We start from the raw sequence: 24,239 nt of genomic DNA on the forward strand, positions 1-24,239 counted from the left end.
CATTACATCATAACAACATCAAACTGCTCTTGTATGTACAGAGGCTCAGCCTGGATTTTAACTTGCTTACCAATAAAGACTTCAAGCTCCGCAAGCGCATGAGATTCATCGCCCTCTAACGCCTCAGCTACGGCAGCTGCCGCATAGACCACAAATTTATCGGCGTCGTACGCACGATTCACTCGCGTGATCTCTCGAAGAATTTCATAACAAACGGTTTCAACTGTCTTCACACTGCCGCGGCCTTCACAAGCAGGACAGCTCGAACATAGGATATGCTCAATACTTTCACGAGTACGTTTACGAGTCATCTCAACCAACCCAAGCTGCGTGAAGCCATTAATATTGGTTTTCACACGGTCTTTGTCGAGCGCAGCCTCTAAAGAAGTTAGTACTCGCTTACGATGTTCCTCAGACAACATATCAATAAAGTCGATAATGATGATGCCACCTAAGTTACGTAGACGCAGCTGACGAGCAATCGCTTGAGTCGCTTCTACATTGGTGTTGAAAATCGTCTCTTCTAGATTACGACGACCAACAAACGCGCCAGTGTTGATATCAACCGTGGTCATCGCTTCAGTTTGGTCGATAATCAGATATCCACCAGACTTTAATTCGACTTTACGCTCCAATGAACGCTGAATTTCGTTCTCGGTATCGTACATATCAAAGATAGGCTTATCACCTTCATACAGCTCAAGCTTGTCTGTCAGCTCAGGCACGTATTCAGAGGTAAACTCTTTTAGGTTTTCATATTCTAGACGAGAATCGACCTGAATCTTGCTCAGCTCAGTACCGACGAAGTCACGTAAGATACGTTGGCTTAAGCAAAGCTCACCGTACAAGCGAGTACGCGCCTTGTGCTTACCACGACGCTCTAATACTTTTAGCCATAATCGCTTCAAGAATGCGGCATCTTGTGCCAACTCATTTGAATCTGCACCTTCTGCGGCAGTGCGGATGATGAAGCCACCATGTTCGTCACAGTAACGAGACACGACTTTTTTAAGACGGTTACGTTCAGACTCGCTGTCGATACGTTGAGATACACCAACATGACTTGCGCCCGGCATAAATACCAGATAACGAGACGGTAGAGTGATATCAGTGGTTAAGCGAGCACCTTTAGTACCAAGAGGGTCTTTGACCACTTGCACCACAATGTCTTGCCCTTGACGGACAAGCTCTGAAATATCACGAACCTGAAATTGTTTCTTTTCGTTTTCAGCGACACATTCAGTGTGTGGGACAATATCAGAGGCGTGTAAAAAAGCTGCTTTCTCAAGGCCTATATCCACAAAAGCCGCCTGCATTCCCGGAAGAACACGGCTTACACGTCCTTTATAGATATTTCCTACGATACCGCGTCGAGCATCTCGTTCGACATGGATCTCTTGAAGAGCCCCCCCTTCAATCATGGCCACACGAGTTTCACTCGGGGTCACGTTCAGCAACAATTCAGCACTCATGGTGCACCTCAGGTTAGTAATTATAAGAATTCTTGCAGTAGCTGGTCCGTTTCAAATAAAGGTAAGCCGACAACGGCGTAATAACTACCTTCGATTCGGGTGACAAAGCGTCCGCCCAAACCTTGGATCCCATAGCTACCGGCTTTATCGCATGGCTCCCCTGTTTGCCAGTATTGTTCTATTTCTTTTTCACTGAGGGGTTTAAACCATACGTCGGTAATAATGATTTCTGTTCTTTGTTTTTCTTCTGAAACCACAGAAACCGCCGTCATCACTTGGTGACGTTCATTCGCTAACTGAGTAAGCATGCGCTTAGAGTCAGCAAAATCGGTGGGTTTCTCAAGCACTTGCCCTTGGCTTACGACGACTGTGTCAGAACCAAGAACGACTATATCAGAGCCATGATCTACAGTATCAGAACTAGGAACGACATGCTGCCTTTCAGAAGGGTTATCTTTCAATAAAGACAACGCAGCTAAAGCTTTATCTAAAGATAGTCGCTTAACATATTCTTCGGCGGTTTCTTGAGCGTGTTTACACTCTTCAACATCGGTTACGAGGACAGAAAACTCATAACCGAGTTGAGATAGCAATTCTTTGCGGCGTGGAGAGCCGGATGCCAAAACTAAATGTTTCTTTTCCATCGTCACGCTACCTCACATGCCAATGGCGACGCACGCGTCTCATTAATAAAAACATCCAAGGCCAAAGTATACAGTTTATCAATGCGCTCCATAACGATAACGGATTGAAAACAACATCTTGGATCAAATATTCACCAAAGAAGATCAACACCTCAAACAAGACCGTTAACGCGGCAATGATCATCGCTTGCTGCCATAACGCCATGTTACGAATGACGAGGAAGTTCATCGCAATAATGTACATCACTATTGCCATCATCATGCCTCGAATACCCAGAGTAGAGCCGATCAAAAGGTCCCACAATAAGCCTAAAATCAAAGCACTACCCACGTTAACACGATGCGGTAGAGCCAAAACCCAGTAACACGTAACCAGCAGTAACCAAGATGGTCTAAATAAATCTAAGCTACCAGGCCAAGGGATCGTCTGCAGAATCAGTGCTATTAAAAATGAGCAGAAAATTACTACCTTGCTTCTCAAAACGCTATTGGCCATCTTCGCCCTCTAACAATGCTTGTTCTATGCTCGATTGATCCGCTTGCATCTGTTTGTTTTCATCAGGCCATACAAGCAGCAGGTATCTGAGCTTATCGAACTCAACCACAGGCTCTGCTTTAATCACAGCGAACTCACGTTTCGGGTCGTAATCAACGGCCGTAACATAGGCGACTGGATAACCTTCTGGATATACCCCACCAAGACCTGATGTCACCAACAGATCTTCTTCTTGTATATCGGTACTGGTTGGAATGTGCTCTAGCTGGATCTCATCAATCATGCCATTGCCCGAAGCAATCACACGGATGTCATTACGAATAACCTGAACAGGAATCGCATTGTTTGCATCAGTGAGTAGTAATACACGACTATTATGAGCAGCAACGAAAGTGACTTGGCCGACAATGCCTTTTTCGTTGATCACCGGCTGACCTTCATACACCCCATCAATCTGACCTTTGTCGATCACGACTTGATGGCGATATGGTGAAGTGTCTACCGCCATAACTTCTGTGACGACTTTCTTCTCATCACGGATAAACGGCGAGCCTAACAGCTTACGAAGGCGCTTGTTTTCTTCTTGATATTGCTCAAGCAGAATCAGCTCGCTCTTCAGACGCAAGACTTCTCGTTTAATATTATGGTTAGATTCAATTAACCCTTTGCGAGTGCTAAAACGGTCGTAAACACCATCGAACATAGTGCGAGGCAAGTTGGCTGCATATTGAATAGGCGCAACCATGCTGTTTAATAGATAGCGAACATTTGAGAAAGCATCTAAACGACTATCAGCCAGCATAAGGCTGGCTGATAAAATTACAGCAAAAAACAGGCGCAATTGTAGAGAGGGACCTCTACCAAAAATTGGCTTCATTCTATATTTGGTCCTAGAGCTACATTTGATCCTATAGACAAGGTCCTAGGCTCTTTACATAAAACTAGATAAGAAAAGAGCCTAACACTAGATATTATTCTTCGCTGAACAGATCGCCGCCGTGCATGTCGATCATCTCTAGAGCTTTACCGCCACCTAGAGCAACACACGTTAATGGCTCTTCTGCAACAACAACAGGGATACCTGTTTCTTCTGTTAACAGGCGATCAAGGTCTTTAAGCAGTGCACCACCACCTGTTAGTACCATACCGTTTTCTGAGATATCAGAAGCCAGCTCTGGTGGACACTGTTCAAGTGCAACCATGACTGCAGATACGATGCCAGATAGAGGTTCTTGAAGTGCTTCAAGGATTTCGTTTGAGTTTAGGCTAAAGCTACGAGGCACACCTTCAGCAAGGTTACGACCACGTACTTCGATCTCTTCGACTTCATCGCCAGGGTAAGCTGAACCGATTTCGTGTTTGATCTTCTCTGCTGTCGCTTCACCGATCAAGCTGCCGTAGTTACGACGAACGTAATTGATGATCGCTTCATCAAAACGGTCACCACCAATGCGAACAGAAGACGAGTAAACCACACCGTTCAGTGAGATAACCGCAACTTCAGTAGTACCACCACCGATATCAACAACCATTGAACCTGTTGGCTCAGAGACACGTAGGCCAGCACCAATCGCAGCAGCCATAGGCTCATCGATTAGGTAAACCTCACGAGCACCAGCACCTAACGCTGATTCACGGATAGCACGACGCTCAACCTGTGTTGAACCACAAGGTACACAAACCAAAACACGAGGACTTGGTTTAAGCACACTGTTGTCATGCACTTGTTTGATGAAGTGCTGAAGCATTTTTTCCGTTACGTAAAAGTCGGCAATTACACCGTCTTTCATTGGACGGATCGCTGAGATGTTACCAGGCGTACGACCAAGCATTTGCTTAGCAGCGTGGCCAACAGCAGCGACACTCTTTGCAGAACCCGCACGATCTTGGCGAATAGCTACAACTGAAGGCTCATCAAGAACAATGCCTTGGCCTTTTACATAAATAAGGGTATTGGCTGTACCTAAATCAATCGATAGGTCGTTTGAAAACATGCCACGAAGTTTTTTAAACATATTCTTCGCTCATCCTGCAAGAATTAGAAGACAAAAATTGCACTAAATGTACCAATGCCTTGCTGTTACGGCAAGGCATTGAAGTGCAAACATGGACTGAAACCCGCAATTTCTTACAGATTCCTAACTTAAGGGGCAAAAATTATATTATTACTGACCTGTTAAGCCACTTTCACCTCGGTAGATCACACGATCGTTACCGCGGTAGATACCAAATGTGACGACGGTGGATGGATCTTCATCACCCAGTTGGCGCCAGTTGTAACGTAGCCATGGTTGATCTTGATCACTGCCACTACATGAGATGTTATTTCCGCCATCGCTATCAGGCTCAGAGTCATCCATTCTTAACCACAGACGAACTTGCTCACGTGGCGCGTCTGTTCCTGCTGGCGTATTTTGATTTGCTGTGACCTCTTCTTCTCCATCATCCACATTTCCACTACCGTTAAGTGAAACTAAAGTGGTTGCCGCCCCTTCACTGTGCCAAATAACTTGTTTACAAGTATTAGCCCCATTGAAGGTACTGCGGTCATCATCCTCGTTAACAATAAACTCGCTGCCATCCCAGAACTCAGCGCGCAATGGAATAGTTAGAGTAGTATCAGAATTACCACCAATATCATCGAGCGCCATTCGACCATAACGAGCTGGAGGCTGGACCGGAAACTCGACAGAATCAGTCAAAATATCAGAGTCAGTAAATGAAACAGGATCAACTCCTGCAACAGTCAAGCCAAAGTGGGTAATAGTGGAGTTAGCATCTGAAGTATTAAACGGTGCATCTCTGCGGCTAACGTCATACAAATCCGTAACTCGCTGAAGAACAGCGGCACTATCGTTCAACAACCAATGCTTACGATCAGTAGACCAAGTGCCTGCCTCAGTATCCAGCAAGAACCCATTATCGACAGCTGTATCATCCAGAATACCAAAACTGGCTTGTAGGCTCGGGGCAAAGAATTGATAGTTGTTAAGCGCGTTACCAACACTGCTTTCACCTGATGCCATTGGGTATACCTGATGAACGGTTGAGTCATAAGGTTGACTTAGGTACGCAATATTATTTTGATTTGTAACATTCCACTCAGGGTCACCTTGCATGAAGTATTTGGGGTAAAAACGGCCGATAGTTTTAGACCCAGTGACACCTGAATCACCATTTGGAGGGGCAATGGTGCTATAAAAGTTACCCGTTTCAATTGCAACCAATTCAAAACTTCCTACCTCTGAGTAGGTTAACCCATCAAGTTGGTACCCACCATTTGACTGATCACTAATTGAAATACTCGGAGATATCGTGTCGGGCATCAAATAGCCAAGTACACCCTCACTTGGTGTGTCTAAATAATGGGAAACACTGATCGAAGCTTGAGACACAAAATAATTCGAAGGAACACCTACATTATTTGAACATACGGAATTTACATTAGCTCCGGTAATCATGGGTTTCACGTCCACATCAAAGCTCTCCCCCGCTGCAACAAAGCCACTACTACTGGATTCTGTACTCGTTCCACTTGAATCGCTATCAGTACATACAGCAAACTCATAAGGTTTAGATTTGACAACAAAGCTACCAACCAACCCCGAACTTGCGGAATCAGGCTGTTCATAAATAGGACACCCTTCAATTTCAGAACAATCAAAGCTAGGATCATTGATAACTACATTAACTTGCCCAACATTGCTCCAATTTACTTCAGTTGTAGCACCACCATTATCAAAATTTAGATCTGTAACTGAGAAGTCATCAAGTGATCCATCTTCAGGGGTAGGCATTTCAAGAAAGTAATCTTTAGAAGCATCAAATGATAAGTTTTTAGTATAGCCATTTACTGGGCTAACAACGCCTTGATCACAAGCTTGAGCCGTCACCTCTACCACTAACTCTTGAGAGTCTTGAGCTGCATTCATATGTATTTGGCTTGGGCTTGTATCAAACTTATAGGGCACATAAAAAACTTGTGTCGATGTTGCGGGCTCTGAATCGTAGACTCCCCCAACACTGAAACTACCAACCGTATCAGAGTCTAAATACAAGGTTCGAATGCCACCATCAAACGTATAATCCGGAGTTTCACACGCATTGTTAGCTTCACCCGTACACCATCGCGTTCCCGTTGGGGTTACCGTCGCTTCAAACTGCTCATTAGAGTCGACCAATTCGCCATTCTCTTCTAGGCGAAACTCAACCGGAATTCGCTCACAGGTTAGGCTATATAATTGTTGAGGTTCTACAACCAATAATCCTTGCTGTACTGGGGGTTCACAAGAATAATCAGGTTTGATTATCGTTACACCATTATCAAGCACGGCGACTCTCGCTGTCACGGCACCATGAATAGCTGTCTGATTTAAATCTACAGTATCTGCGAGAATAAATCCTTTGAAAGTAGAGTTCCCAACGTCAAATATGACCTCACCTTTAGGAGCGTATATAATGGGATAAGCGAAGTCAGATTGTATATCAACTGCCAAGTTAAACTTCATACGTGTTATCACATTTATTTGAGAGTTGCCCTCAAAGGCATATACCAAATCTCCTGCATCATGCTCATAATTATCAAAGGTCACCGTGGAATTATCAGGAAAAACCAGTTCTACACCCGCCCCTCCACTAACTTTAACATCTGAGATATAACTGTCTTCATCTAAGACGACTCGAACTAGATTATAATCATTCCCCTGCTTGTTGATAACGAGCTTAGACAAGTTACTCTCAATGAAAACATCTATTGTTTCACCGTTAATTTGGTAAGAACATATCTCTGAGTCCGCTCCGCAGCTCTGCAAAATATCCGAAGCCTTGCCCGTAATGGTTAAACTTTCTGATGGATTTTTTTCTGCAATAGAGGTTACGTAACTGCCTTTAATCTTTCTTAATTCAAGTTGGCTATCATTATTACCAACATCACATTGATGTTCATCACACACTGGAAAATTATAAATATGATAAAACTCACTCGCATCATCAAAACCCAATAATAAAAAGTCATCTTTTGTTGTCCATTTATCATTAAAGAGCTCATAGCCTTCAGAGACCTTTTTTAAAGATTGATTAATATAGTTATTAGACCAGCCGCTAAATTTTGTTTGCTGGCTGGTAACCGTCAATGAGCTATTCACACCAGTCCAACTCTGAATGGGCTCGGGAAACAAGTTACACACGTTGGCAACAGGAACCACCTCAGGTAACTCAAACGCAAAGTAACCCACTTCTTCCGGAATATGCGTGCGGTCTCTAAAGTCCTCATCTACAACAAAGCTAACTTGGTTCGTGTTAATGTTACATCGACGTAGCCAGCCTCCGTGTCCACCAGCCCTCTCTTGTTTATTAGCTATGATCCCGTCAATATTCGTTAGAGAGGTGGTAGCATACTTATCCTCACAGCCATCCAACATTGGGTCATTACCGCTTTGACTTGGCGTATCATGCCCTCTTGCAAATTGAACCTTAAAACCATCAACATCAAGGTTAGTATTGGTGGCTAACGTCGCTAAAAACGCGATCTTCTCATCGTCATAATCATCGTTACTGCGGTGAGAAGCACTTAGCTCCAAAAACAAATCAATGTATGACGTTTCATCGGTTCGCCTAACCTTGCCAGAGGTCATCCATTTATCATTGTTATTTCGAGTTTGAATTTGATGCAATACCACCGGATTAGAAGAAAAGCCAGCTCCGCCAAAATCGCTATAAAGGACTCTATCATTACTATTTGAGCCTGATTTAGCACTGGCTGCATCGGTGTTCAAATAACCCGCTATGACTTCATGGCCATTAAAATCGGCCACACCGGGCTCAATCGCAAGGTAACTGACTTCTGTTATCGGTTGGCTATCTAAATCTGAACCACCGCCATTCTTTGGCGCCTTAATCTGCTTGATGGTCGCTTCGGTTTTGCTTACCTCGGTAACCATTAACGTTGCAGGAGCATCCGCGTCAGGGGCACTTGAATCAATGGTTGGCATCACAAACACCAGTGGAGTGTTGGTATAAGACTGAGTCAGTGGGATCTTACATTCTCCACCAGAGCACTGAACGATACCAAATTCATACTGAGCATCGTTTGAATAAACCGGCGGTGGCTCGATATCCGAGCTGTCACATTCTAGTTCAGTACTGTCCCCACTATTAATATCGACGCTTTGCGGGTGAATACCTTTAAAGTCTGCGGGGTAATTGCCTAAAAAAGTAAAACCCTGCCCATCGTCAACGTAGTAGTCTGCGGTTCCGGCATCATTTCCCGCTCCCGGCTGATAAATCAGTTGAACACTATAGTCTCCCCCACCAACCATGTAACGAGGATCGCGAATAAAGGGCGTATCTCCCACCGTAGGCTCATTAATATCATTGGTCCAGATGGTGTATTCCGGGCGGTTATTTCCGGGCTCTTGCTCTGCAAACACAGATTCAACAAGCTGGGCGGAATTGATATTAAATGATATTTTAAATTCACCGCTCGGATCTACGTTACAAGTCGACGCTGTCGCGATCAAAGGGAATAGGCAGAAACAGGCAACTAAAATATATCTACATGCTTTCATCGTATTGACTCCTTCACCCACACTTCTTGATTACGTTGCACTTGGCTCACACCAGAACCGCAAATTACCGAAGACTCTAGAACATAGAAAACAAAGCCATCAAGCTCTCCTCGATTGGAACACTGCACTCGCTCAAGAGAGCAATTCACCGAAGCCGTATCAACCATAGAGCTTGCTACCGTAAAAATCCCACCTCCGGGTTGGAGATCATTGCTGCTACAAACACTAGCAACAGCAGAAGAAGCCTGAGGATCAGGATCCGGATAAAACTGAGTCATAACATACTCATTAACAGAGTGACTGAGCAACCAAGCTTGTGTGCCAAGTACAACTCGAGTGTTTGAATCATTATCAGACCAACTCGTTCGACTCAAACTTGTCGCTAAGAAACCAAGCACCACGATAACAAAGATGACAATGACTAACGCACTACCTTTTTGGGTTGATTTACGGGACATTAATCACCTGTATATCTAGCTCAAACACTGTGGACTCATTATTTTCTGCAAACTCGAGAATCAACTCAACAACACCGTTACTCTGAACATCCGCAGGTTGATAACTCAGAGTGCTATTCTCACTCATAACTCGATCGCTTATTGTGACACCATTACGAGTTAGTAAATTACTATTCGCAAGGCAATACTCCACAAGGTTATTTGAGTCAAAAATGTAGTGCCTTTTACCTACAGATTCACTGACAAGAGTGTTAGCTCCGTTTGGAATTGAAAAGTATGCAGCGGATGCACTTGGAGGAACTACATTATTGAGGGTGTATATATTATTTAGGTTGCTGATATCAGTATGTGGTCTAGTCGGGTTTATAACCAGTGACATAGATTGTAATGAACTGCTTGTCGCTCCGCTGTCACTCACTAGAAAATTAATATCCGCACCGGAGATCGCGTAGAAGCCCGAGTCAACAATGGGATAAAATGAGACACATCCGCTACTTACAGAAGCAGGAAACAGATTAGGTACAGCATGCCTCACTTCACGCGAAAGCTTTTCCAGTACAAATCTAGCTTCAGTTTGTAGTCGAAAGCGCTCTACAGAGCCAAAATAGCCTCTCACTCCAAGTTCAGTAAAATTCGCGACACCAAGCAAGACAATACTTGAGATGACAATAGCTAAAATCATCTCTATAAGCGTAAACCCTTTCCCTTTCATTAATACTCCCCTTTATAAGCGACTAAAGTGATAGGAGAGTTATTGCTGGCGGTAATTGTTAAGGTAAATTTCTGCATCGAAGCAGTTGGCGTATCGTTGGCAACAACCAAATCCACATTAAAATTAGTATAAGTGCTGCCAAGTTCAATTGGAGTACCAGAGCTCACCGAGCCGTAATCTCGAGCTAAAAGATCTGTCATAATACTTTGACCTAATGCTGAAGCTCGGTTGGAATAATTCACTTGCCCTGAAAGTGCGGATTGTGGTGCAAGAAAAGTAGAAAATGCGAGCATTGCAAACCCAAGTAGCACAATAACAATGATCGACTCGATAAGCGTAAAGCCATTATTTACGTACTTCATGGGCATACCTGATTACTTGGATAAACAAAACCTTGAGAATTGATACAAACCCAAGCCCTGTCTGAACTATTTCTTGGTGAAATGGTAATTTGAACGCCAGCTGAAGCGGCACTCTCAGGGTTACCCAATAAGTTGAATTCTATTGGGGAAGAGGTCGTAGAGAGAGGTTGAGATGAAAACGTGTAATCATCACTAGAAATAACATCACTTCTAGTTTCGGCTAGATTGTCACAGCCCGATTGAGAGCCAAGACAACCATTAGCTGCCACCAAACGTAAGCTTTCAGCCCCAGACACAGACATATCCATATTGGATTGCATTCTATTGAGCTGAATCTGTCGAACAACAGAAGAAACCTGCTCTTGAAGAGCATATAATTCATAAATTTGGCGACCACCAAATCGGCTGGCAGCTGTCACAGAGATAATCGCAAGTAAAAGAATCACCACAATTAATTCTACTAGAGTGAAACCTTTGTTTGGCTTTGTATTCATATAAGCCTTAATTGGTTAATTTGACTATCTAGATTATAAATTACTGTATGGAAGGATAAAGTAGCAGTTTAAACATATTAAATACAAAAAAAGACCAGCCGAAGCTGGTCTAGAACAAAAATCTAGTTACCACCACAGCCATCAGCTGCAGTGCCTAAATTTACAGTAGTAGTTGCAGCACTTGCCGCTGTTGTACCAGTAGCTTGCGTATAAGTAACGATACATGCCGCTGCGTTAGCAGCAGTGCCTGAGAATGAGTATGTAATACTGGTATTTGCAACACTAGCAGTTACAGACCAATCTGTAGACAAGCCAACAACTGCTGCACCAATACCATCAGCATCCGCTGTTGGGTAACCAAAAGAAGTTGTAATGCCCTCTACTTCTGGAGCTGGCGTTGCAGTGTACTCTTGAGACTCAACGCCCTCTACAGCAGCTTTGCCATAAACGATACCTGCAGCACTATCAATTGCACCTTTTAGACCTTGAAGTGAAGACTCACGAGCATCATCTTGCAGGTTTAGGAAACGCGGTGCCGCAGTTACAGCAAGAATACCTAGAATAACAATTACAACCACTAGTTCGATTAGGGTGAAACCGCCTTGTCTTTTCATAGTTAAGCTCTCTCTATGTTTAATTTTACGCAGACTTACTGCAAAGTTACGGTCACACGACCAGTTTTAATTTCGTAAACAAATTCATGTTCTGTACTACCTTCTAATTGAACGTAAGTACAGGTTGCATCACCTGAATTCGCTTGCGCTGAATATTTGTAATTTGAGTCATTAGCGACATCTGAAACCGCACCTACTTTAGGTGGATTTTGCAGCAAGTTTTCCATCAACTCAGAACATGTTTCATCTGAAATATCTTGTGGAGCAGTGCTCGAATTATTGTTCAGAGTCCACGGATAGCCATCACGAAAGTCGGTCTCGACGTTGTTACTGTTTTTTGATCTTGTTAACCAAAAATCAACACCATCATAGTTTACAGTATTGTATGTTTCAACACCTATCTTCTCTGATGGCCTAGCCTCTGCTTCCCACTGTGCTCTTGCCGACAGTACTGCTGTCGCAAAACCGCCAGCAACACCTTCAATACTGGATTTTTTAGCCTCATCTGTCACATCTAAGAAGCGAGGTAGGGCTGCAACCGCCAATAAACCAACGACTACAATCACTATGACTAATTCGACAAGGGAGAAACCCTTTTGATTTTTAAGCATTTTCTACCTACTCATCTAATTACTAACGCGCATTATACATTTGCACACGTATAAAACCATAAAAACAGTGTCAATATTCTCACAAAGCCAAAATATTGGCTTTTACACTAAACCTTTCGCTTTCAAGCAATACATCTATCTGATATTTATCAGAATAATGATAACTACAGTGAAAGTGTATGTTGTCACTTTTATCTTCAACTCTTGGAGAGCTTAGCCCTAAAATGCTCCCTTGAGGATATAATTGATCCAGCCAATAATTACAGTCTCGCTCCGTACCTTGGATAGGCATTACCCACCCAGTTCTGCTGTAGATCTTTGGGGGTTCCGAGCCTTCTTCTTGCCCAGCACCCGATAACAAATACTGCTGTTTGAACAAATTGGCTTGCTCTAAAATCCGCTTGCTCGCGACGATAAATGCCGTGTTAGTCGCTTCTTCTTCTACCGTTTTGAATGCCGAAAGCACACCGACAATAAGAAAAAGAATAACCACTGTCCAAATAACAAAACGTGAGCGTTGTAGGTTATTTAGCATTCCCTAGCCTTTGATCGCATCCAACATTCCCCACATCGGCAAGAAGATACCTAGCGCCAAAATCAGCACCATGCCTGCAACGATGGTTAACAAAATGGGTTCAATTCTGGCGGTTAAGGTTTTCAGATCGTAATCGACTTCGCGGTCATAAAAATCAGCCACTTCAAGTAATAGCTCATCAATACGACCCGTCTCTTCACCGACGGAGATCATTTGTATCACGAGCGGTGTGAAAATTTCGCTGTTAATCGCGGTCGACGAAACCGTACTACCGGCTTCAATGGCCGATTTCATGGCTTGAACTCGCAACTCTAGAAAACGGTTATCTAAAGCTTCCGCCGAAAGCGCTAGCGACTGGTTCAGTGGAACACCCGCTTTAAGCATCAAAGCAAAAGTACGCGAGAAGCGTGACAACAGTGCTCGATTCACTACCCCGCCAATGACCGGCATTTTTAAGCGTAATCGATCCCACTTTTCCAAGCCTTTGTCTGTCTTCACCCAAGCTTTAAAAGCGAAGATAAGACCAAAGATCACTCCAAGCATTAAGCCCCAGTAATTCACAAAGAACTCAGACATACCAATCAAGATACGAGTAGGCAGCGGCAAGTCGACACCAAAGCGCGCAAACATGCTTGAGAACTGTGGAATAACCTTGATGTTAAGAATGAACATTGCAATCAAGATAAAACTGATCACGAATGTTGGGTAACGCATCGCAGTCTTAATTCGTTTGCGAGTCTCAACTTCTTGTTCGTAATATCCAGCTAATTGCAGTAAAGCCTGATCTAGACGGCCTGTGTTTTCACCAACGCCAATCATCGAGACAAACAACGGACTGAATACCTTTGGGTGCATCTGCATTGACGCCGCTAAGCCGCGACCATTGGTTAGCTCAGCAACCACCTCTTCCAAGGCGGCTTTCAGCTGCTTATTTTCGCAGTTTTGAGTGAGGCCTTTCATCGATCTTAATAGTGGTACACCCGCTTTGGTTAGGCTGTATAACTGTCGACAAAACAGAACCAACACCTCTAACGGTACACTCGGAAAGAACAGACTCGATACATCCATATCTAAGACTGAACCACCACTTTTGCCCAGTTTGATAGAGGTTGGAATGATCCCTTTACTCATCAAGCTTTCAGCAGCAAGATCTTCGTTATTCGCGTCTAATTGCCCACTTACTTGACTACCATCAGAGCTGCGACCTACATAACGATACGTTGGCATATCATTCTACCCCTACAGATAAATTGGGTCAGTGGCACCGGACGCATCACCTTCGCCAAGATGCATTATCTCATCAAGACTCACGACACCTTGCAGAGCCAATTCCATCGCAGAAGCCAATAACGGTTTATAGTTTTCAGACTGTCTCGCCTTTTGAGCAAAACCTACCGCATCATTAGCTCTCAGTGCATCCATCATGTTTTGCTCTAGCTCCAACATTTCAAATACACCAATTCGCCCGCGGTAACCGGTTAAGTTACAGTTCTGGCAACCACGGCCTTTCATAAACGGCACACCTACTTGGTTAGGGAAACGGACGCTCAGCCATTGCTTGCGAGGTTCATCTAACTCATCCTCAACCTTACAATCTGTACACACTTTACGAACTAATCGCTGTGCGACTACTGCTCGAACAGCGCTCGCGACCAAGTAACCCGGAGCACCCATATCCATCATACGCAACGCGCTGTCTACCGCATCATTGGTATGTAACGTACTTAATACTAAGTGGCCGGTCAGTGCAGCTCTCAAGCCTATCTCAACGGTTTCGTGGTCACGCATCTCACCGATAAGAATAATATCGGGATCCTGACGTAGAAAGGTTCTCAAGATAGTAGAGAAATCGAGATTGATCTTAGGGTTTACCTGAACTTGATTCACACGAGGTAGGCGGTATTCCACCGGGTCTTCCGCAGTAATGATCTTTTTACCCGGTTCGTTTAATTCACTTAACGCGCCGTATAAGGTTGTTGTTTTACCTGAGCCGGTTGGTCCGGTAACCAAAATCATGCCATGTGGACGGCGCAATTGTTGACGCAGACGAACCAACAGATCACTCGGTATGCCCGACTCTTCTAGTTTACGTAGGCCTGCTGACTGGTTAAGAAGACGCATAACCACTGATTCACCGTGCTGTACTGGCATGGTCGACATACGAATATCAACCGACTGACCTTTAGCTCGGATATTAAAGCGGCCGTCTTGAGGAAGACGTTTCTCTGAAATATCGAGGTTTGCCATCAGCTTCAAGCGCAGTACAAGTGCTGAAGCAATATTCACTTCATTCAGCAATGTTTCATGCAGCACACCATCAATACGCTGACGAAGACGCAATACGTTTGAATCTGGCTCGATATGGATATCCGAAGCACCAACCTGAATAGCATCTTCAAATAGTGAGTTGATCAGCTTAACGACGGTAACTTCATCACTGTCTTCTTCAGCGATATCGAAATCAAAAGCATCATTAACTTGGTGTTCAGCGTGAAGTTGCTCAGCAAACGAGGCAATCTCTTTGGTTCTTCGATAATAGCGATCGAAGCCATCAACCAATTGCCTTTCTTGAGCAACAACGAATTCAAGCGCGTAATCGCCGAGCTGACCAAGCAAAGACTCTTGGGCAAACAGATCCGCAGGGTCACTCATTGCAACACGCAAAGTGTCACCTTGGCGTCCAATAACCAATGCACGAAGGCGACGAGCATGTACTTCGGGTAAAAGCTGTACTGCTTCAACATCGACAACGGCTCGGCTTAAATCAATAAGAGGAATCGCTAACTGCTGCGACAAAAAGCTCAGCATTTGCTGTTCTGACAAGAAGCCAAGCTCAATTAGCGCATCACCCAGCTTACGCCCAGTACTTTTCTGAGCGGCCAGTGCTTGTTCAACTTGAGCCTCAGTGATAATGCCTTCTTCGACAAGCAAATCACCAAGTCTTTTTCTTAATCTAATTTGCATCGCCGCTCTCCTCTAAAGCATTGAGTATTTTTAACCGGTCACGCACAAAGCTTTGTGATTGAGATGAGATACCGACTCTGGTTAACGCACCTTGGTATGACGCTTTAGCAGCTGTGAAATCGAGTTGACGTTCTTGCTGAATCGCTAAGCCTAACCACCAGCGAGCATTATCTGAATCGACCTCAACCAACTTTTGGTAACTTTCCAATGCCACTTCTTCTTGCTGACTCTTTTGACTCAAGGCCGCACGCATCGCCAAATAATTTTGGGTAGGGTTCGGTGGTAAATGTATTAACGGACTTAAAGCCGCTTCTGATTGATTCGCTTTTACCAGCAGTTTTGATAACCCTAAACGCAGTTTTTCACTGTTGATGTTGAGCTTGATACCAGACTGATAAAGCTCATAGGCTTTGCGAGTATCGCCTTTACCAAAATAGAGAATCGCAAGTTTCTGACGGACATCTTCATTTCTTGGGGTATAACGCAGCGCCTCGGTATAACCTTTCAACGCACCAGTAAGATCGTTCGCATCAAGCGCTTTCTGAGCTCGACCTTGTGCATTCACAGATAGCTGTTCCGGAGTTAACTCAACCTGCTCGATCAACATTCCGCTATTTTCTGAACCACCAGAGGTTATAGGCTCATTAGAGATAGACGCAGGATCTTTTTTGGCCACACTAGCAACGTAAACTGGTTGGGGGATGTCAGTCCTAATCGTTTTAGGCGTGCTTAGAGGTTTAGCCGGTGTTTGTTGTTTTGTCGCTTTTGGGGCAGACATAACAACTGATTCGGAAACACTAGGCTTAGATTGAGCGCTTTTTGCCATCGCAGTGTTTTCTGTTGAAAGGATCGCAGAGTCTAGTGTCACCAATTTCTTAGTTGGCGATGAGATAGGTTGAGCGGCTTCCTGGATGCCATTTGAATCATCAACGACAGAGACTTGAACCTGTAAATCTCGAGTTGAGATTGACTGCTCAACAATAGACTGATCAATCACAGGGCCTTGCGATATCGCCCAACCGCCCATCGCTAAGCTCAACGTAAAACCTGCAACAACCCAAACTAGGGGGGAACGCGTTTTTACTTTAGGTACGACTGCCGCTTCAATCGAAGTCGCTGACTTTTTCTTTGCCAATTCAGACAAGGCGTTGTTAATGACGCTCATAATTAATTCCAACCCCACAGTATTGGCGTTTTAAATTTAGGCTTACACACATCGTACGTTTCATGCATAGCTGAAAAAAGATGTTGGTTGTCGATACTTTTCTTATCTTCACTGAACGAAAGCAATAGAGCCTTATGGCAAAGTTGGTTTATCAATCTAGGGATACCTAACGACGAACGACAGATCGCCTTTTTTTGATTCAAGCTGAATAACTCAGGGCTGCCACCAGATTTAGCGATTCGATTATCAATATAAGCCACCGTTTCATCGAGATTCAGCGGTCTCAGTGTCGAACTAAATGTGATTCTTTGGCGAAACTGCCTTAGGTGGTAAGCCTCTAATCGAGCATCCAATTCTGGCTGACCTAATAAGACAATCTGCAGCAGTTTTTTATCTTCCGTTTCAAGGTTACCAAACAACCTTAATGTTTCGAGCGCTTCATCCGATAGAGCCTGAGCTTCATCAAGAATAGCCACCACTCTTAAACCAGAATTGTGCAATTCAATGAGCTTATGCTGAATGTTATCAACCAAGGTTGCTTCATTATCGACAGCTAAACCAAGCTCTGTTGCAACCGCCTGGCGCAAGTCTGCCCCTGATAACACAGGGTTTGGTAAGTAGATCAGAGCTGTACAGTCATGTAGGTGATTGACCAACATCCGGCAAACCATGGTTTTTCCAGTGCCTACTTCTCCGGTCACCTTAATCACGCCCTCACCCATTTCCAACGCCGAGATTACCGTCTGAATCGCTTCGAAATGAGGCGCTAAACCATAGAAGAAATCGGTATTCGGCGTTAAGGTAAATGGCAGTTGTTCAAAACCAAAGTGAGCTTGATACATACGACGACCTAGCTTAGTGAGACACTGCCACTCTATATAGAGAAAATAAGCAATTACTCTTCATCAGGGAACCACTGTTGAAGAAGATCACGTGAACGCTCCAACTCATTTTGCCAAGTATTCACACCCACGATCGTTGGCTTAAGCAAGATCACGAGTTCAGTTTTTTGCGTTAACTGATTGGTGTTACGGAACAAATGACCTAAGGCTGGAATATCACCGAGGAATGGAACTTTAGAGGTCACATCACTGGTGTTGGATTTCATCAAACCACCAATAACAACCACATCGCCATCTCGAGCTCGAATCACTGAGTCAGACTCACGAATAGAGCTTTTCGCCAAAGGAAGCTGCACCACACCCGTTGTAGAACCAAGGTTGAGCTCTTTCACTTCTTCCTCGACCTCAATAACGGCTGGGTGAACATGTAAGAATACGCTACCTTTATCATCTATCTGAGGGGTCACATCTAAGGAGATACCCGAAAAGAACGGAGTTAACTCAACCTCAGGTGCGACGTTCGCGTTGTCACCACTGCCTACCGCGCTAGATAAATCCGTCACGTAGTATTCGTCAGTACCCACTTTGATAACCGCTTTCTGGTTGTTTGCAGCTGTGACTCGTGGGCTTGATAGAACGTTCAGGTCACCTTGAGTATCCATAAAGCTCAATACCGCTTCAAAACTGCCATCTGAGATCGTTACGTTGGTTTGCCCGCCTAACAAAGAGCTGATCGCATCTAATGGAGGCAAAGTTCCACCAGGTCGATCAATTACCACACCGCCGCTGCCAATCGACTTAGATAAATTAGACCAGCTAATACCTTGTTGGTAACCATCACTCAAGGTTACTTCCATGATTTTGGCTTCTAGGATAACTTGACGCTGCAGGCGTTTTTGAGAAATACCTAAGAACTCTCGAACCTCACGAATTTCGTCAGGGTAAGCACGCACTGTAATCACACTCGCTTGCGGGGTCACGACAACGCTTTGCCCATCGCCCGAGCCAATTAAGTGAGCAACCGCCGCTTCAAGCTGTGGCCAAAAATCACTTTCAGAGGTCGTTTCAATCTCTGTACCACCATTCGATGTCGAGTTTGATGAATTAGAAGAGTTAGATGAATTTGACGAGTTTGAGTTCGAGTTTGAAGAGCTCGATGAATTCGAATCTGAGTTAGAGATCGTGCCGGTGGTGATCGTCGTTAGTGAGCGACCAGAACGCTTAACTTGTAAGTAATCGACAGGGATCGTTACGGTGCGAAGACCGGCAGGATAAACTTGAATCACTTTGCCACGCTTTTCAATATCGTAGCCATACATATCTTGAGCAACAGCCAGTACCTCATCTAACGTCACGTCCGTTAGATTAAGCGTAAGGTTTCCAGACACACTTGGGTGAATAGCCGCACTATATTCCGTACCTTTCACTAAGCTGGCAAAAAAAGTTCTCGCTTCAACGCCTTTTGCCTGAATACGAAAACGCTTAACCGTTTCCATCCCCGGAGACATCGAGTCAGAATTAAGCTGAGGCATAAGGTCATCTTGAACCGACGAAGGCAGCTCATGAAGCGCTCTGCTATTGGCTTCATTAATTGATTCGTTTAAAGACTCTTTAATCTCAACAGGATCTCTATGCCCCATCGAACAGCCGACTAAAGATGACACTAGGATTGCTACTACAAGTTTACGCATGTCTTCACTCTAACCTTAATTATTCTTAACATCTAAAGAGAACATCTCTAATTTCCACTGCTTAGAGCTTCTCTGCAGAGTGACGTATTCTGGATCTATGTTCTTAACTCGGTACCCTCTGATCGTTTCCCCTTGTCCGAGAATCTGACCATTCATAATCGCATAGCAAGGCGTATCTCCCTTACACACGATGCTTTCTAAAGAAGGCAAGCGATAACGAGTTGGTGCTTTCTTAGCAGGCGCCGTTTTCTGTTGAGGTGAAAGCCAGCCTAATGGCGCCGTGGGATCTTGCTCAGCCCACACAAAAGAGCTACTAAATAGCAAGGACAACAAAAGAGTTCTAACCACCGATAAACTCCTGTCTAGTACCTAATGTGTAAACCTCGAACACCAGTCGAGCTTTAGGATATTCTTCTACTGAGTATTCAAATGTGCGCCAGTAGTAACTCACAGGTAGAGACTCAAGTGCTTGAAGGTAAGCTGAGATATCAAAGTAACTGCCGGTTAGCTCCATTCTTACAGGGTGAAGAAAGTAGCCTGAATATTCGCTGGTCTCTTTATTGTTCGAAATCGCTTCTGGTTTTAATGACTCTAGCGATTCAAGCTTTAGTCCATTACCGGCGTTAAGAACGCTCTCCAGTAACTGCGACATTTGAGAAGGTGTGATTAATCCATCAACAATCTGAGAAAGCTGAAGAGAGAGATCTTGGCTCTCCACCAGCAGCTTTTTGTACTCTCGATTAATTTCTTTGTCTGGGTCTTTGTTTAACTGAGCTTGTAGAACAAGTAACTCACCTTGCTGCCTTTGGTTTGATTGAGTCAGGCTGGTCGCCTTGGCATTTTTCGCTTGTAAGTCGAGATACGCGGGCTCTACCAATAAGGTAAACAACAACATCGATAGGCCAACAAAACCACACACGAAAAGTAGCCATTTTTCTCTTTGGCTCAATGCAAGAAACTTATCGCTAAGTTGATTCCACTGCTGCATTATTTACTCTCCCGACGAGTACTTAACTCAAACGTCACCACATCCTGATCATTACGACCTATTTTTAGTTTTTCAAAAGCACGTCCAACTAAATTAAGCTCACTTTTAAACTGACCAATCCAGTTAGGAACGACATTTGCGTTACGAGCTAATCCACTAAGATCTAAAGTATCGTGGGTCATGTAGATGTGCGAAAGAGAGATGTCATTTCGGCCTAGTTTAGCTAAGGAATTCATGACGCCAGAATACCCGACTTGTTGGGATTCGTCGTATTGCCCGACCGCCTTCAAAGCCTCTTTTTTTGCTTGAGTCTCACGTTTGAGACGCGCAACGGCCGCCACTTTCTCTGGGGACGGTTTGTGTTGAGTTAACTTACTATTCAATTGGTTAACTTGCTTGTTAAGTTGATTCGAGTCTTGTTGCAGGGCTGTTAGTTCTTTATCTAGATTAGATACTTGGTACTGCATCGCGAAGTAACCACCAAGCAATAAAACACAAACTAGCCCCCAACTCGCAACAACATTGGTAAGCGTAAAATATTCTTTTTTAGGCTTAAGATGTTCAGGATAAAGGTTGACATTAAAAGTATCTTTTTCAGCTGCGAGTTTAACCAACAAACTCTCTGAATTATCACGCTCACCTTCTACCAACAATGAAACTGTCGAGCTCAATGTACTATTTAAGGCGCTTTGTAATTCAGCCTCATCTTCCTCATCACAGCAGATTTTCAGCTGGTGAAGTTGAGTGCCTTTAATTTGCGAAGAAAGGTAATCTATCGAACGTTGGAGTTCTAAAGCAAGGCCATCCAACTGCAGAGCACTTGATGCTACGCCAGTTAAAGGTGGAACAACACTTCGAATCGTTCTTTGAAAACAAACGGTATTTTCAACAAACGCACCCAACTTAAAGTGTGAATTTGAGCTGCGCTGTAAAAGGATGAAGTTAGACAACTCGCCAGCACTGTAACCCCAGATTTCATCTTCAGGAGCTACTCCAACTAATTCGATCTGAACCGAGTTGGCAATATTTAGAAGCTTATCTAACAGCTTTTTAGGCAAGACATACACTTGCAGCTTGTTCGACGTCGGAAGCGCGACCGCACTCGCCGTGATCTCAGTAACCCTTTCAGAGACGAGATCTTTGAGTAAAAATGGCAACGCAACCGACCATTCACTCTCTGGAATATCCGGTTTATCAAGTTGATAGGTTTGGTAGTAGTTAGCACAGACAACCAACTGGAGACGATTACTGGCAAACGCCTCACTGCTAAGCGATTTTTTTAGCGCACTCTCCCAGTCCCCATTAACCACGGGAATACTGGTTACTTGAGGTTCTTGTTCTGTCGATGAAATATAAATGGCATCATTGCCCAGCAGGACAACTTGCGAGCTACCTTTATTATTCGTTGGCTTTATCTTGTCTAAAATCGCTTTAAAATTCATTCTTAACTACTACTCTTACGCCATCGATTTCTTCGTCCAACTTTTACAACAGATTCCGCTTTCGCGGCTTTTTCTGCTTGATTAGGCAAAGGGATAATTTGTTGTTCTTCGTCGAAATATCTCCCTTGATAGCCGTTAATGCCTAACTCTATCAAGGTATTCTTTTCTTGTTTTGTCTCGACTCCAACGGCAATAACTTGAGTTGGAGAATCACCACACGCCCCAATTAAGCTTCGAACAAACAGTTGGTTCTCATGCCTTTGGTCGATTTTCTTTATTAGGCTTCGATGAAGCTTAATATAATTAACCTTCAAATCCTTTATATAGTGAGTGCTAACAATGGTTCGCCCAGCTTGGCCAACCACAACTTTACACCCTAAACCTCGCAACATCTTTGCCACCGGTCTCATATAATCAAGATGAGCAATCAAGTGCCCTTCTGGAAACTCAAACGCAAGCTGAGAGCGGTGTTGAGCAGAGAGCTGTAACAACTCACTCCTAAACCACTTAAAGTGCTGTTTATTAGCAAACGGGGTAACATTCAGATTCACTGAATAGTTGATAGGTTGAGTTGATTCTTTCAACGATTTCAACACAACCTTTAGAACCGATTGGTCCATTTGAGCTTGATAACCCACTTGCTCTACCGCAGGCATAAATCGAGACGATTTCAATAAACCTTTGTCAGGATCCTGAATTCTAGTAAATGTTTCTCTATGTAATTCATTAACTTGACCAGATTCCGGCATAAGATAACACCGCTGAGCAAAGATTACTAAATTTTCAGGAAGCAGCGCTTTATCAAGTAATGTTCTCCAACGAACACTGCCTCTATCAAGCTCATTCTTATTCTCTTTCGGGTAACGGCTCCAGTTATTAATACGCTCTAACTGAGCACTCTTTAGTGCCGTTTCCGTTTCATCCATGATCTGGCTATGACGCTCACCTTCGGTATACATGGTCACACCAATATGACACCAGTTATCCGACTCTAAAGGCTCTGGCGGAGTTAGCTTATCTAACTGCCTTAAACACTGAGCAGCCAAGGTCGCAATATCTTTTGCGCCCTGATGAGGGATAAATACAGCAAAGTCCGCTTCGTAATAGCGAGAAAAAATGACATCGGGATAGCGTTGAACGATATTCGACAGTACTTCACCGACTTCAATAATAAAGCCGTCTGTGGTTTGCTTATCGTTAGCATCACTAACTTGCTCCCATTCGTCGATACGTATCAGTAACACACCGCCTCGAGCACCACTTTCATGCAGTGCCGATTCCAGCTTATTATCGAATAAAACTCGGTTTGCCGTTCCCGTGAGTTTATCTAGGAAAGTATGGGTACGAATAAAGGTATCAAAGCGACTTCGTTCTTGACGAGCATCTTGTAGCTCTTCAATCAATACATCTAAGGCTTCGCTTGCGGTATAAGGCCACTCTCGCTCATCTCCCTTTGCATGAGCTTCAACCTGACCGGCCAAGATCATTCTTCCTCGCTCTTCCAAGATTTCAGAACCCATGAGTTGTTCTTTCAACCAACGAACACCGCGAGCAAGACAGAACAGAACCAATGCGACAGCCAAAGTAATTGACCACATCGCTTCCATTGAGTAGTTGTAGCCAATATAAGGAGGAAGTGCTTTAAATTCGATTCGGTAGCCTTGATTACGCTCTAAAATGAAGCTTTTCTCATAAAGACGATTGGGATCAATTTGTGGGGAGGTATCTTTGAAACGATAAACGATGCCGGTCTTGTTCGAGAGTTTCATCTCAACAATATTGCTCGCCTGCAACATCTTAGGCATCCAACGCTGCATTGAATACGCGGCGTCAGGGTCTTCCATCTCTTTATCTACAACGTCGACAATGCCAACCAAATAATGGTCTAAATATTCCTGTCCAATACGCTTAAAGGAAAGTGTGCCACCAATAAAAAGAATGAACATCGCGCTGATCACTATCACGGTGACAAATGCGACCAATCGAGTGCTCAATTTTAGTGTCGGGGTATATCTCATGAATAACGAAATCCTTTTCAACTCACATTATACCGTATTGCTACTTATACTATAAATTGACGTTGTAAATAAAGCGTTAAGAATTGTAGGTAACAAAAAGCCGCGATGAATGAAGTGACCCCGTAAAGTTGGACATTTCTGTTAAGCGGCTTTCAAGGCCTGAGT

The 24,239-nt window shown here is 43.9% G+C and carries 22 protein-coding genes; all 22 read right to left on the reverse strand.

Going from position 1 to position 24,239, the window contains the following annotated elements:
* Positions 1–2 precede the first annotated feature (2 nt).
* The 22 genes from rng to csrD all read right to left on the reverse strand — a co-directional run bounded on the left by rng (position 3) and on the right by csrD (position 24,074).
* Positions 3–1,472 (reverse strand): ribonuclease G, encoded by a 1,470-nt coding sequence (rng, locus tag AB6E78_RS09965; RefSeq protein WP_372111100.1) that lies wholly within the window; start codon positions 1,470–1,472, stop codon positions 3–5.
* A gap of 20 nt (positions 1,473–1,492) precedes the next feature.
* Entirely contained in the window at positions 1,493–2,116 is a 624-nt protein-coding gene (locus AB6E78_RS09970) for a nucleoside triphosphate pyrophosphatase (RefSeq protein WP_017066953.1), read from the reverse strand.
* A gap of 7 nt (positions 2,117–2,123) precedes the next feature.
* On the reverse strand, positions 2,124–2,612 hold the full coding sequence (gene mreD / locus AB6E78_RS09975) for a rod shape-determining protein MreD (protein WP_017061361.1): 489 nt from the start codon (positions 2,610–2,612) through the stop codon (positions 2,124–2,126).
* Positions 2,602–3,489, reverse strand: coding sequence for a rod shape-determining protein MreC (mreC, locus tag AB6E78_RS09980; RefSeq protein ID WP_004735927.1), 888 nt, complete (start codon positions 3,487–3,489; stop codon positions 2,602–2,604). Before mreC ends, mreD begins: the two co-directional genes overlap by 11 nt.
* 94 nt (positions 3,490–3,583) lie before the next feature.
* Positions 3,584–4,627: a rod shape-determining protein gene (locus AB6E78_RS09985; protein ID WP_017062957.1), complete on the reverse strand. Its 1,044-nt coding sequence runs from the start codon at positions 4,625–4,627 to the stop codon at positions 3,584–3,586.
* 150 nt (positions 4,628–4,777) lie between these two features.
* On the reverse strand, positions 4,778–9,178 hold the full coding sequence (locus tag AB6E78_RS09990; RefSeq protein WP_372111097.1) for a DUF6701 domain-containing protein: 4,401 nt from the start codon (positions 9,176–9,178) through the stop codon (positions 4,778–4,780).
* Positions 9,175–9,636 carry a hypothetical protein gene (locus tag AB6E78_RS09995; protein WP_017068732.1) on the reverse strand — a complete coding sequence of 154 codons (462 nt, stop codon included), beginning with the start codon at positions 9,634–9,636 and terminating at the stop codon, positions 9,175–9,177. Before AB6E78_RS09995 ends, AB6E78_RS09990 begins: the two co-directional genes overlap by 4 nt.
* On the reverse strand, positions 9,626–10,348 hold the full coding sequence (locus AB6E78_RS10000) for a PilW family protein (RefSeq protein WP_102321215.1): 723 nt from the start codon (positions 10,346–10,348) through the stop codon (positions 9,626–9,628). The genes AB6E78_RS09995 and AB6E78_RS10000 overlap by 11 nt, the downstream gene beginning before the upstream one ends.
* A complete protein-coding gene (locus AB6E78_RS10005; protein WP_102321216.1) occupies positions 10,348–10,710 on the reverse strand; it encodes a prepilin-type N-terminal cleavage/methylation domain-containing protein in 363 nt (120 codons plus the stop codon). Before AB6E78_RS10005 ends, AB6E78_RS10000 begins: the two co-directional genes overlap by 1 nt.
* A complete protein-coding gene (locus AB6E78_RS10010; protein ID WP_102321217.1) occupies positions 10,707–11,204 on the reverse strand; it encodes a Tfp pilus assembly protein FimT/FimU in 498 nt (165 codons plus the stop codon). The genes AB6E78_RS10005 and AB6E78_RS10010 overlap by 4 nt, the downstream gene beginning before the upstream one ends.
* A 122-nt stretch (positions 11,205–11,326) precedes the next feature.
* Positions 11,327–11,818, reverse strand: a complete 492-nt coding sequence (locus AB6E78_RS10015; protein ID WP_102321218.1) for a type II secretion system protein — start codon at positions 11,816–11,818, stop codon at positions 11,327–11,329.
* Between the two features lie 35 nt (positions 11,819–11,853).
* A complete protein-coding gene (locus AB6E78_RS10020) occupies positions 11,854–12,429 on the reverse strand; it encodes a prepilin-type N-terminal cleavage/methylation domain-containing protein (protein WP_048618134.1) in 576 nt (191 codons plus the stop codon).
* A 79-nt stretch (positions 12,430–12,508) separates the two neighbouring features.
* Positions 12,509–12,964, reverse strand: a complete 456-nt coding sequence (locus tag AB6E78_RS10025) for an MSHA biogenesis protein MshF (protein WP_102321219.1) — start codon at positions 12,962–12,964, stop codon at positions 12,509–12,511.
* A 3-nt stretch (positions 12,965–12,967) separates the two neighbouring features.
* Positions 12,968–14,191: a type II secretion system F family protein gene (locus tag AB6E78_RS10030; RefSeq protein WP_017061351.1), complete on the reverse strand. Its 1,224-nt coding sequence runs from the start codon at positions 14,189–14,191 to the stop codon at positions 12,968–12,970.
* Positions 14,192–14,203: 12 nt separating this feature from the next.
* The gene (locus AB6E78_RS10035; protein ID WP_017061350.1) at positions 14,204–15,928 is read right to left on the reverse strand and encodes a GspE/PulE family protein; all 1,725 of its coding nucleotides are present in this window, start codon (positions 15,926–15,928) and stop codon (positions 14,204–14,206) included.
* Entirely contained in the window at positions 15,918–17,093 is a 1,176-nt protein-coding gene (locus AB6E78_RS10040; protein WP_372127888.1) for a tetratricopeptide repeat protein, read from the reverse strand. Before AB6E78_RS10040 ends, AB6E78_RS10035 begins: the two co-directional genes overlap by 11 nt.
* 2 nt (positions 17,094–17,095) lie before the next feature.
* Positions 17,096–17,935 (reverse strand): ExeA family protein, encoded by an 840-nt coding sequence (locus AB6E78_RS10045; RefSeq protein ID WP_017061348.1) that lies wholly within the window; start codon positions 17,933–17,935, stop codon positions 17,096–17,098.
* Positions 17,936–17,988: 53 nt separating this feature from the next.
* Positions 17,989–19,626 (reverse strand): pilus (MSHA type) biogenesis protein MshL, encoded by a 1,638-nt coding sequence (gene mshL / locus AB6E78_RS10050; RefSeq protein WP_017065932.1) that lies wholly within the window; start codon positions 19,624–19,626, stop codon positions 17,989–17,991.
* Between the two features lie 15 nt (positions 19,627–19,641).
* On the reverse strand, positions 19,642–19,974 hold the full coding sequence (locus tag AB6E78_RS10055; RefSeq protein WP_017061346.1) for a hypothetical protein: 333 nt from the start codon (positions 19,972–19,974) through the stop codon (positions 19,642–19,644).
* Complete coding sequence (gene pilO / locus AB6E78_RS10060; protein ID WP_372133347.1) at positions 19,967–20,614, reverse strand: type 4a pilus biogenesis protein PilO; 648 nt, start codon at positions 20,612–20,614, stop codon at positions 19,967–19,969. The genes AB6E78_RS10055 and pilO overlap by 8 nt, the downstream gene beginning before the upstream one ends.
* Entirely contained in the window at positions 20,614–22,056 is a 1,443-nt protein-coding gene (locus AB6E78_RS10065; protein ID WP_372133344.1) for an MSHA biogenesis protein MshI, read from the reverse strand. The genes pilO and AB6E78_RS10065 overlap by 1 nt, the downstream gene beginning before the upstream one ends.
* Before the next feature lie 2 nt (positions 22,057–22,058).
* Positions 22,059–24,074: an RNase E specificity factor CsrD gene (gene csrD, locus AB6E78_RS10070; RefSeq protein ID WP_372133342.1), complete on the reverse strand. Its 2,016-nt coding sequence runs from the start codon at positions 24,072–24,074 to the stop codon at positions 22,059–22,061.
* Positions 24,075–24,239: the final 165 nt, after the last annotated feature.

The organism is Vibrio sp. 10N.247.310.98 (assembly GCF_041467395.1).
GTDB lineage: Bacteria > Pseudomonadota > Gammaproteobacteria > Enterobacterales > Vibrionaceae > Vibrio > Vibrio crassostreae_C.

Coding starts and splice junctions, on each gene's coding strand:
- AB6E78_RS10005 (WP_102321216.1), bottom strand. CDS start 10,710: ATGAAGTACGTAAATAATGGCTTTACGCTTATCGAGTCGATCATTGTT.
- AB6E78_RS10010 (WP_102321217.1), bottom strand. CDS start 11,204: ATGAATACAAAGCCAAACAAAGGTTTCACTCTAGTAGAATTAATTGTG.
- AB6E78_RS10065 (WP_372133344.1), bottom strand. CDS start 22,056: ATGAATTTTAAAGCGATTTTAGACAAGATAAAGCCAACGAATAATAAA.
- AB6E78_RS10025 (WP_102321219.1), bottom strand. CDS start 12,964: ATGCTAAATAACCTACAACGCTCACGTTTTGTTATTTGGACAGTGGTT.
- AB6E78_RS09985 (WP_017062957.1), bottom strand. CDS start 4,627: ATGTTTAAAAAACTTCGTGGCATGTTTTCAAACGACCTATCGATTGAT.
- AB6E78_RS10040 (WP_372127888.1), bottom strand. CDS start 17,093: ATGAGCGTCATTAACAACGCCTTGTCTGAATTGGCAAAGAAAAAGTCA.
- mshL (WP_017065932.1), bottom strand. CDS start 19,626: ATGCGTAAACTTGTAGTAGCAATCCTAGTGTCATCTTTAGTCGGCTGT.
- AB6E78_RS09970 (WP_017066953.1), bottom strand. CDS start 2,116: ATGGAAAAGAAACATTTAGTTTTGGCATCCGGCTCTCCACGCCGCAAA.
- AB6E78_RS10045 (WP_017061348.1), bottom strand. CDS start 17,935: ATGTATCAAGCTCACTTTGGTTTTGAACAACTGCCATTTACCTTAACG.
- mreC (WP_004735927.1), bottom strand. CDS start 3,489: ATGAAGCCAATTTTTGGTAGAGGTCCCTCTCTACAATTGCGCCTGTTT.
- AB6E78_RS10030 (WP_017061351.1), bottom strand. CDS start 14,191: ATGCCAACGTATCGTTATGTAGGTCGCAGCTCTGATGGTAGTCAAGTA.
- AB6E78_RS09990 (WP_372111097.1), bottom strand. CDS start 9,178: ATGAAAGCATGTAGATATATTTTAGTTGCCTGTTTCTGCCTATTCCCT.
- pilO (WP_372133347.1), bottom strand. CDS start 20,614: ATGCAGCAGTGGAATCAACTTAGCGATAAGTTTCTTGCATTGAGCCAA.
- AB6E78_RS10020 (WP_048618134.1), bottom strand. CDS start 12,429: ATGCTTAAAAATCAAAAGGGTTTCTCCCTTGTCGAATTAGTCATAGTG.
- AB6E78_RS10000 (WP_102321215.1), bottom strand. CDS start 10,348: ATGAAAGGGAAAGGGTTTACGCTTATAGAGATGATTTTAGCTATTGTC.
- csrD (WP_372133342.1), bottom strand. CDS start 24,074: ATGAGATATACCCCGACACTAAAATTGAGCACTCGATTGGTCGCATTT.
- rng (WP_372111100.1), bottom strand. CDS start 1,472: ATGAGTGCTGAATTGTTGCTGAACGTGACCCCGAGTGAAACTCGTGTG.
- AB6E78_RS10015 (WP_102321218.1), bottom strand. CDS start 11,818: ATGAAAAGACAAGGCGGTTTCACCCTAATCGAACTAGTGGTTGTAATT.
- AB6E78_RS10035 (WP_017061350.1), bottom strand. CDS start 15,928: ATGCAAATTAGATTAAGAAAAAGACTTGGTGATTTGCTTGTCGAAGAA.
- mreD (WP_017061361.1), bottom strand. CDS start 2,612: ATGGCCAATAGCGTTTTGAGAAGCAAGGTAGTAATTTTCTGCTCATTT.
- AB6E78_RS09995 (WP_017068732.1), bottom strand. CDS start 9,636: ATGTCCCGTAAATCAACCCAAAAAGGTAGTGCGTTAGTCATTGTCATC.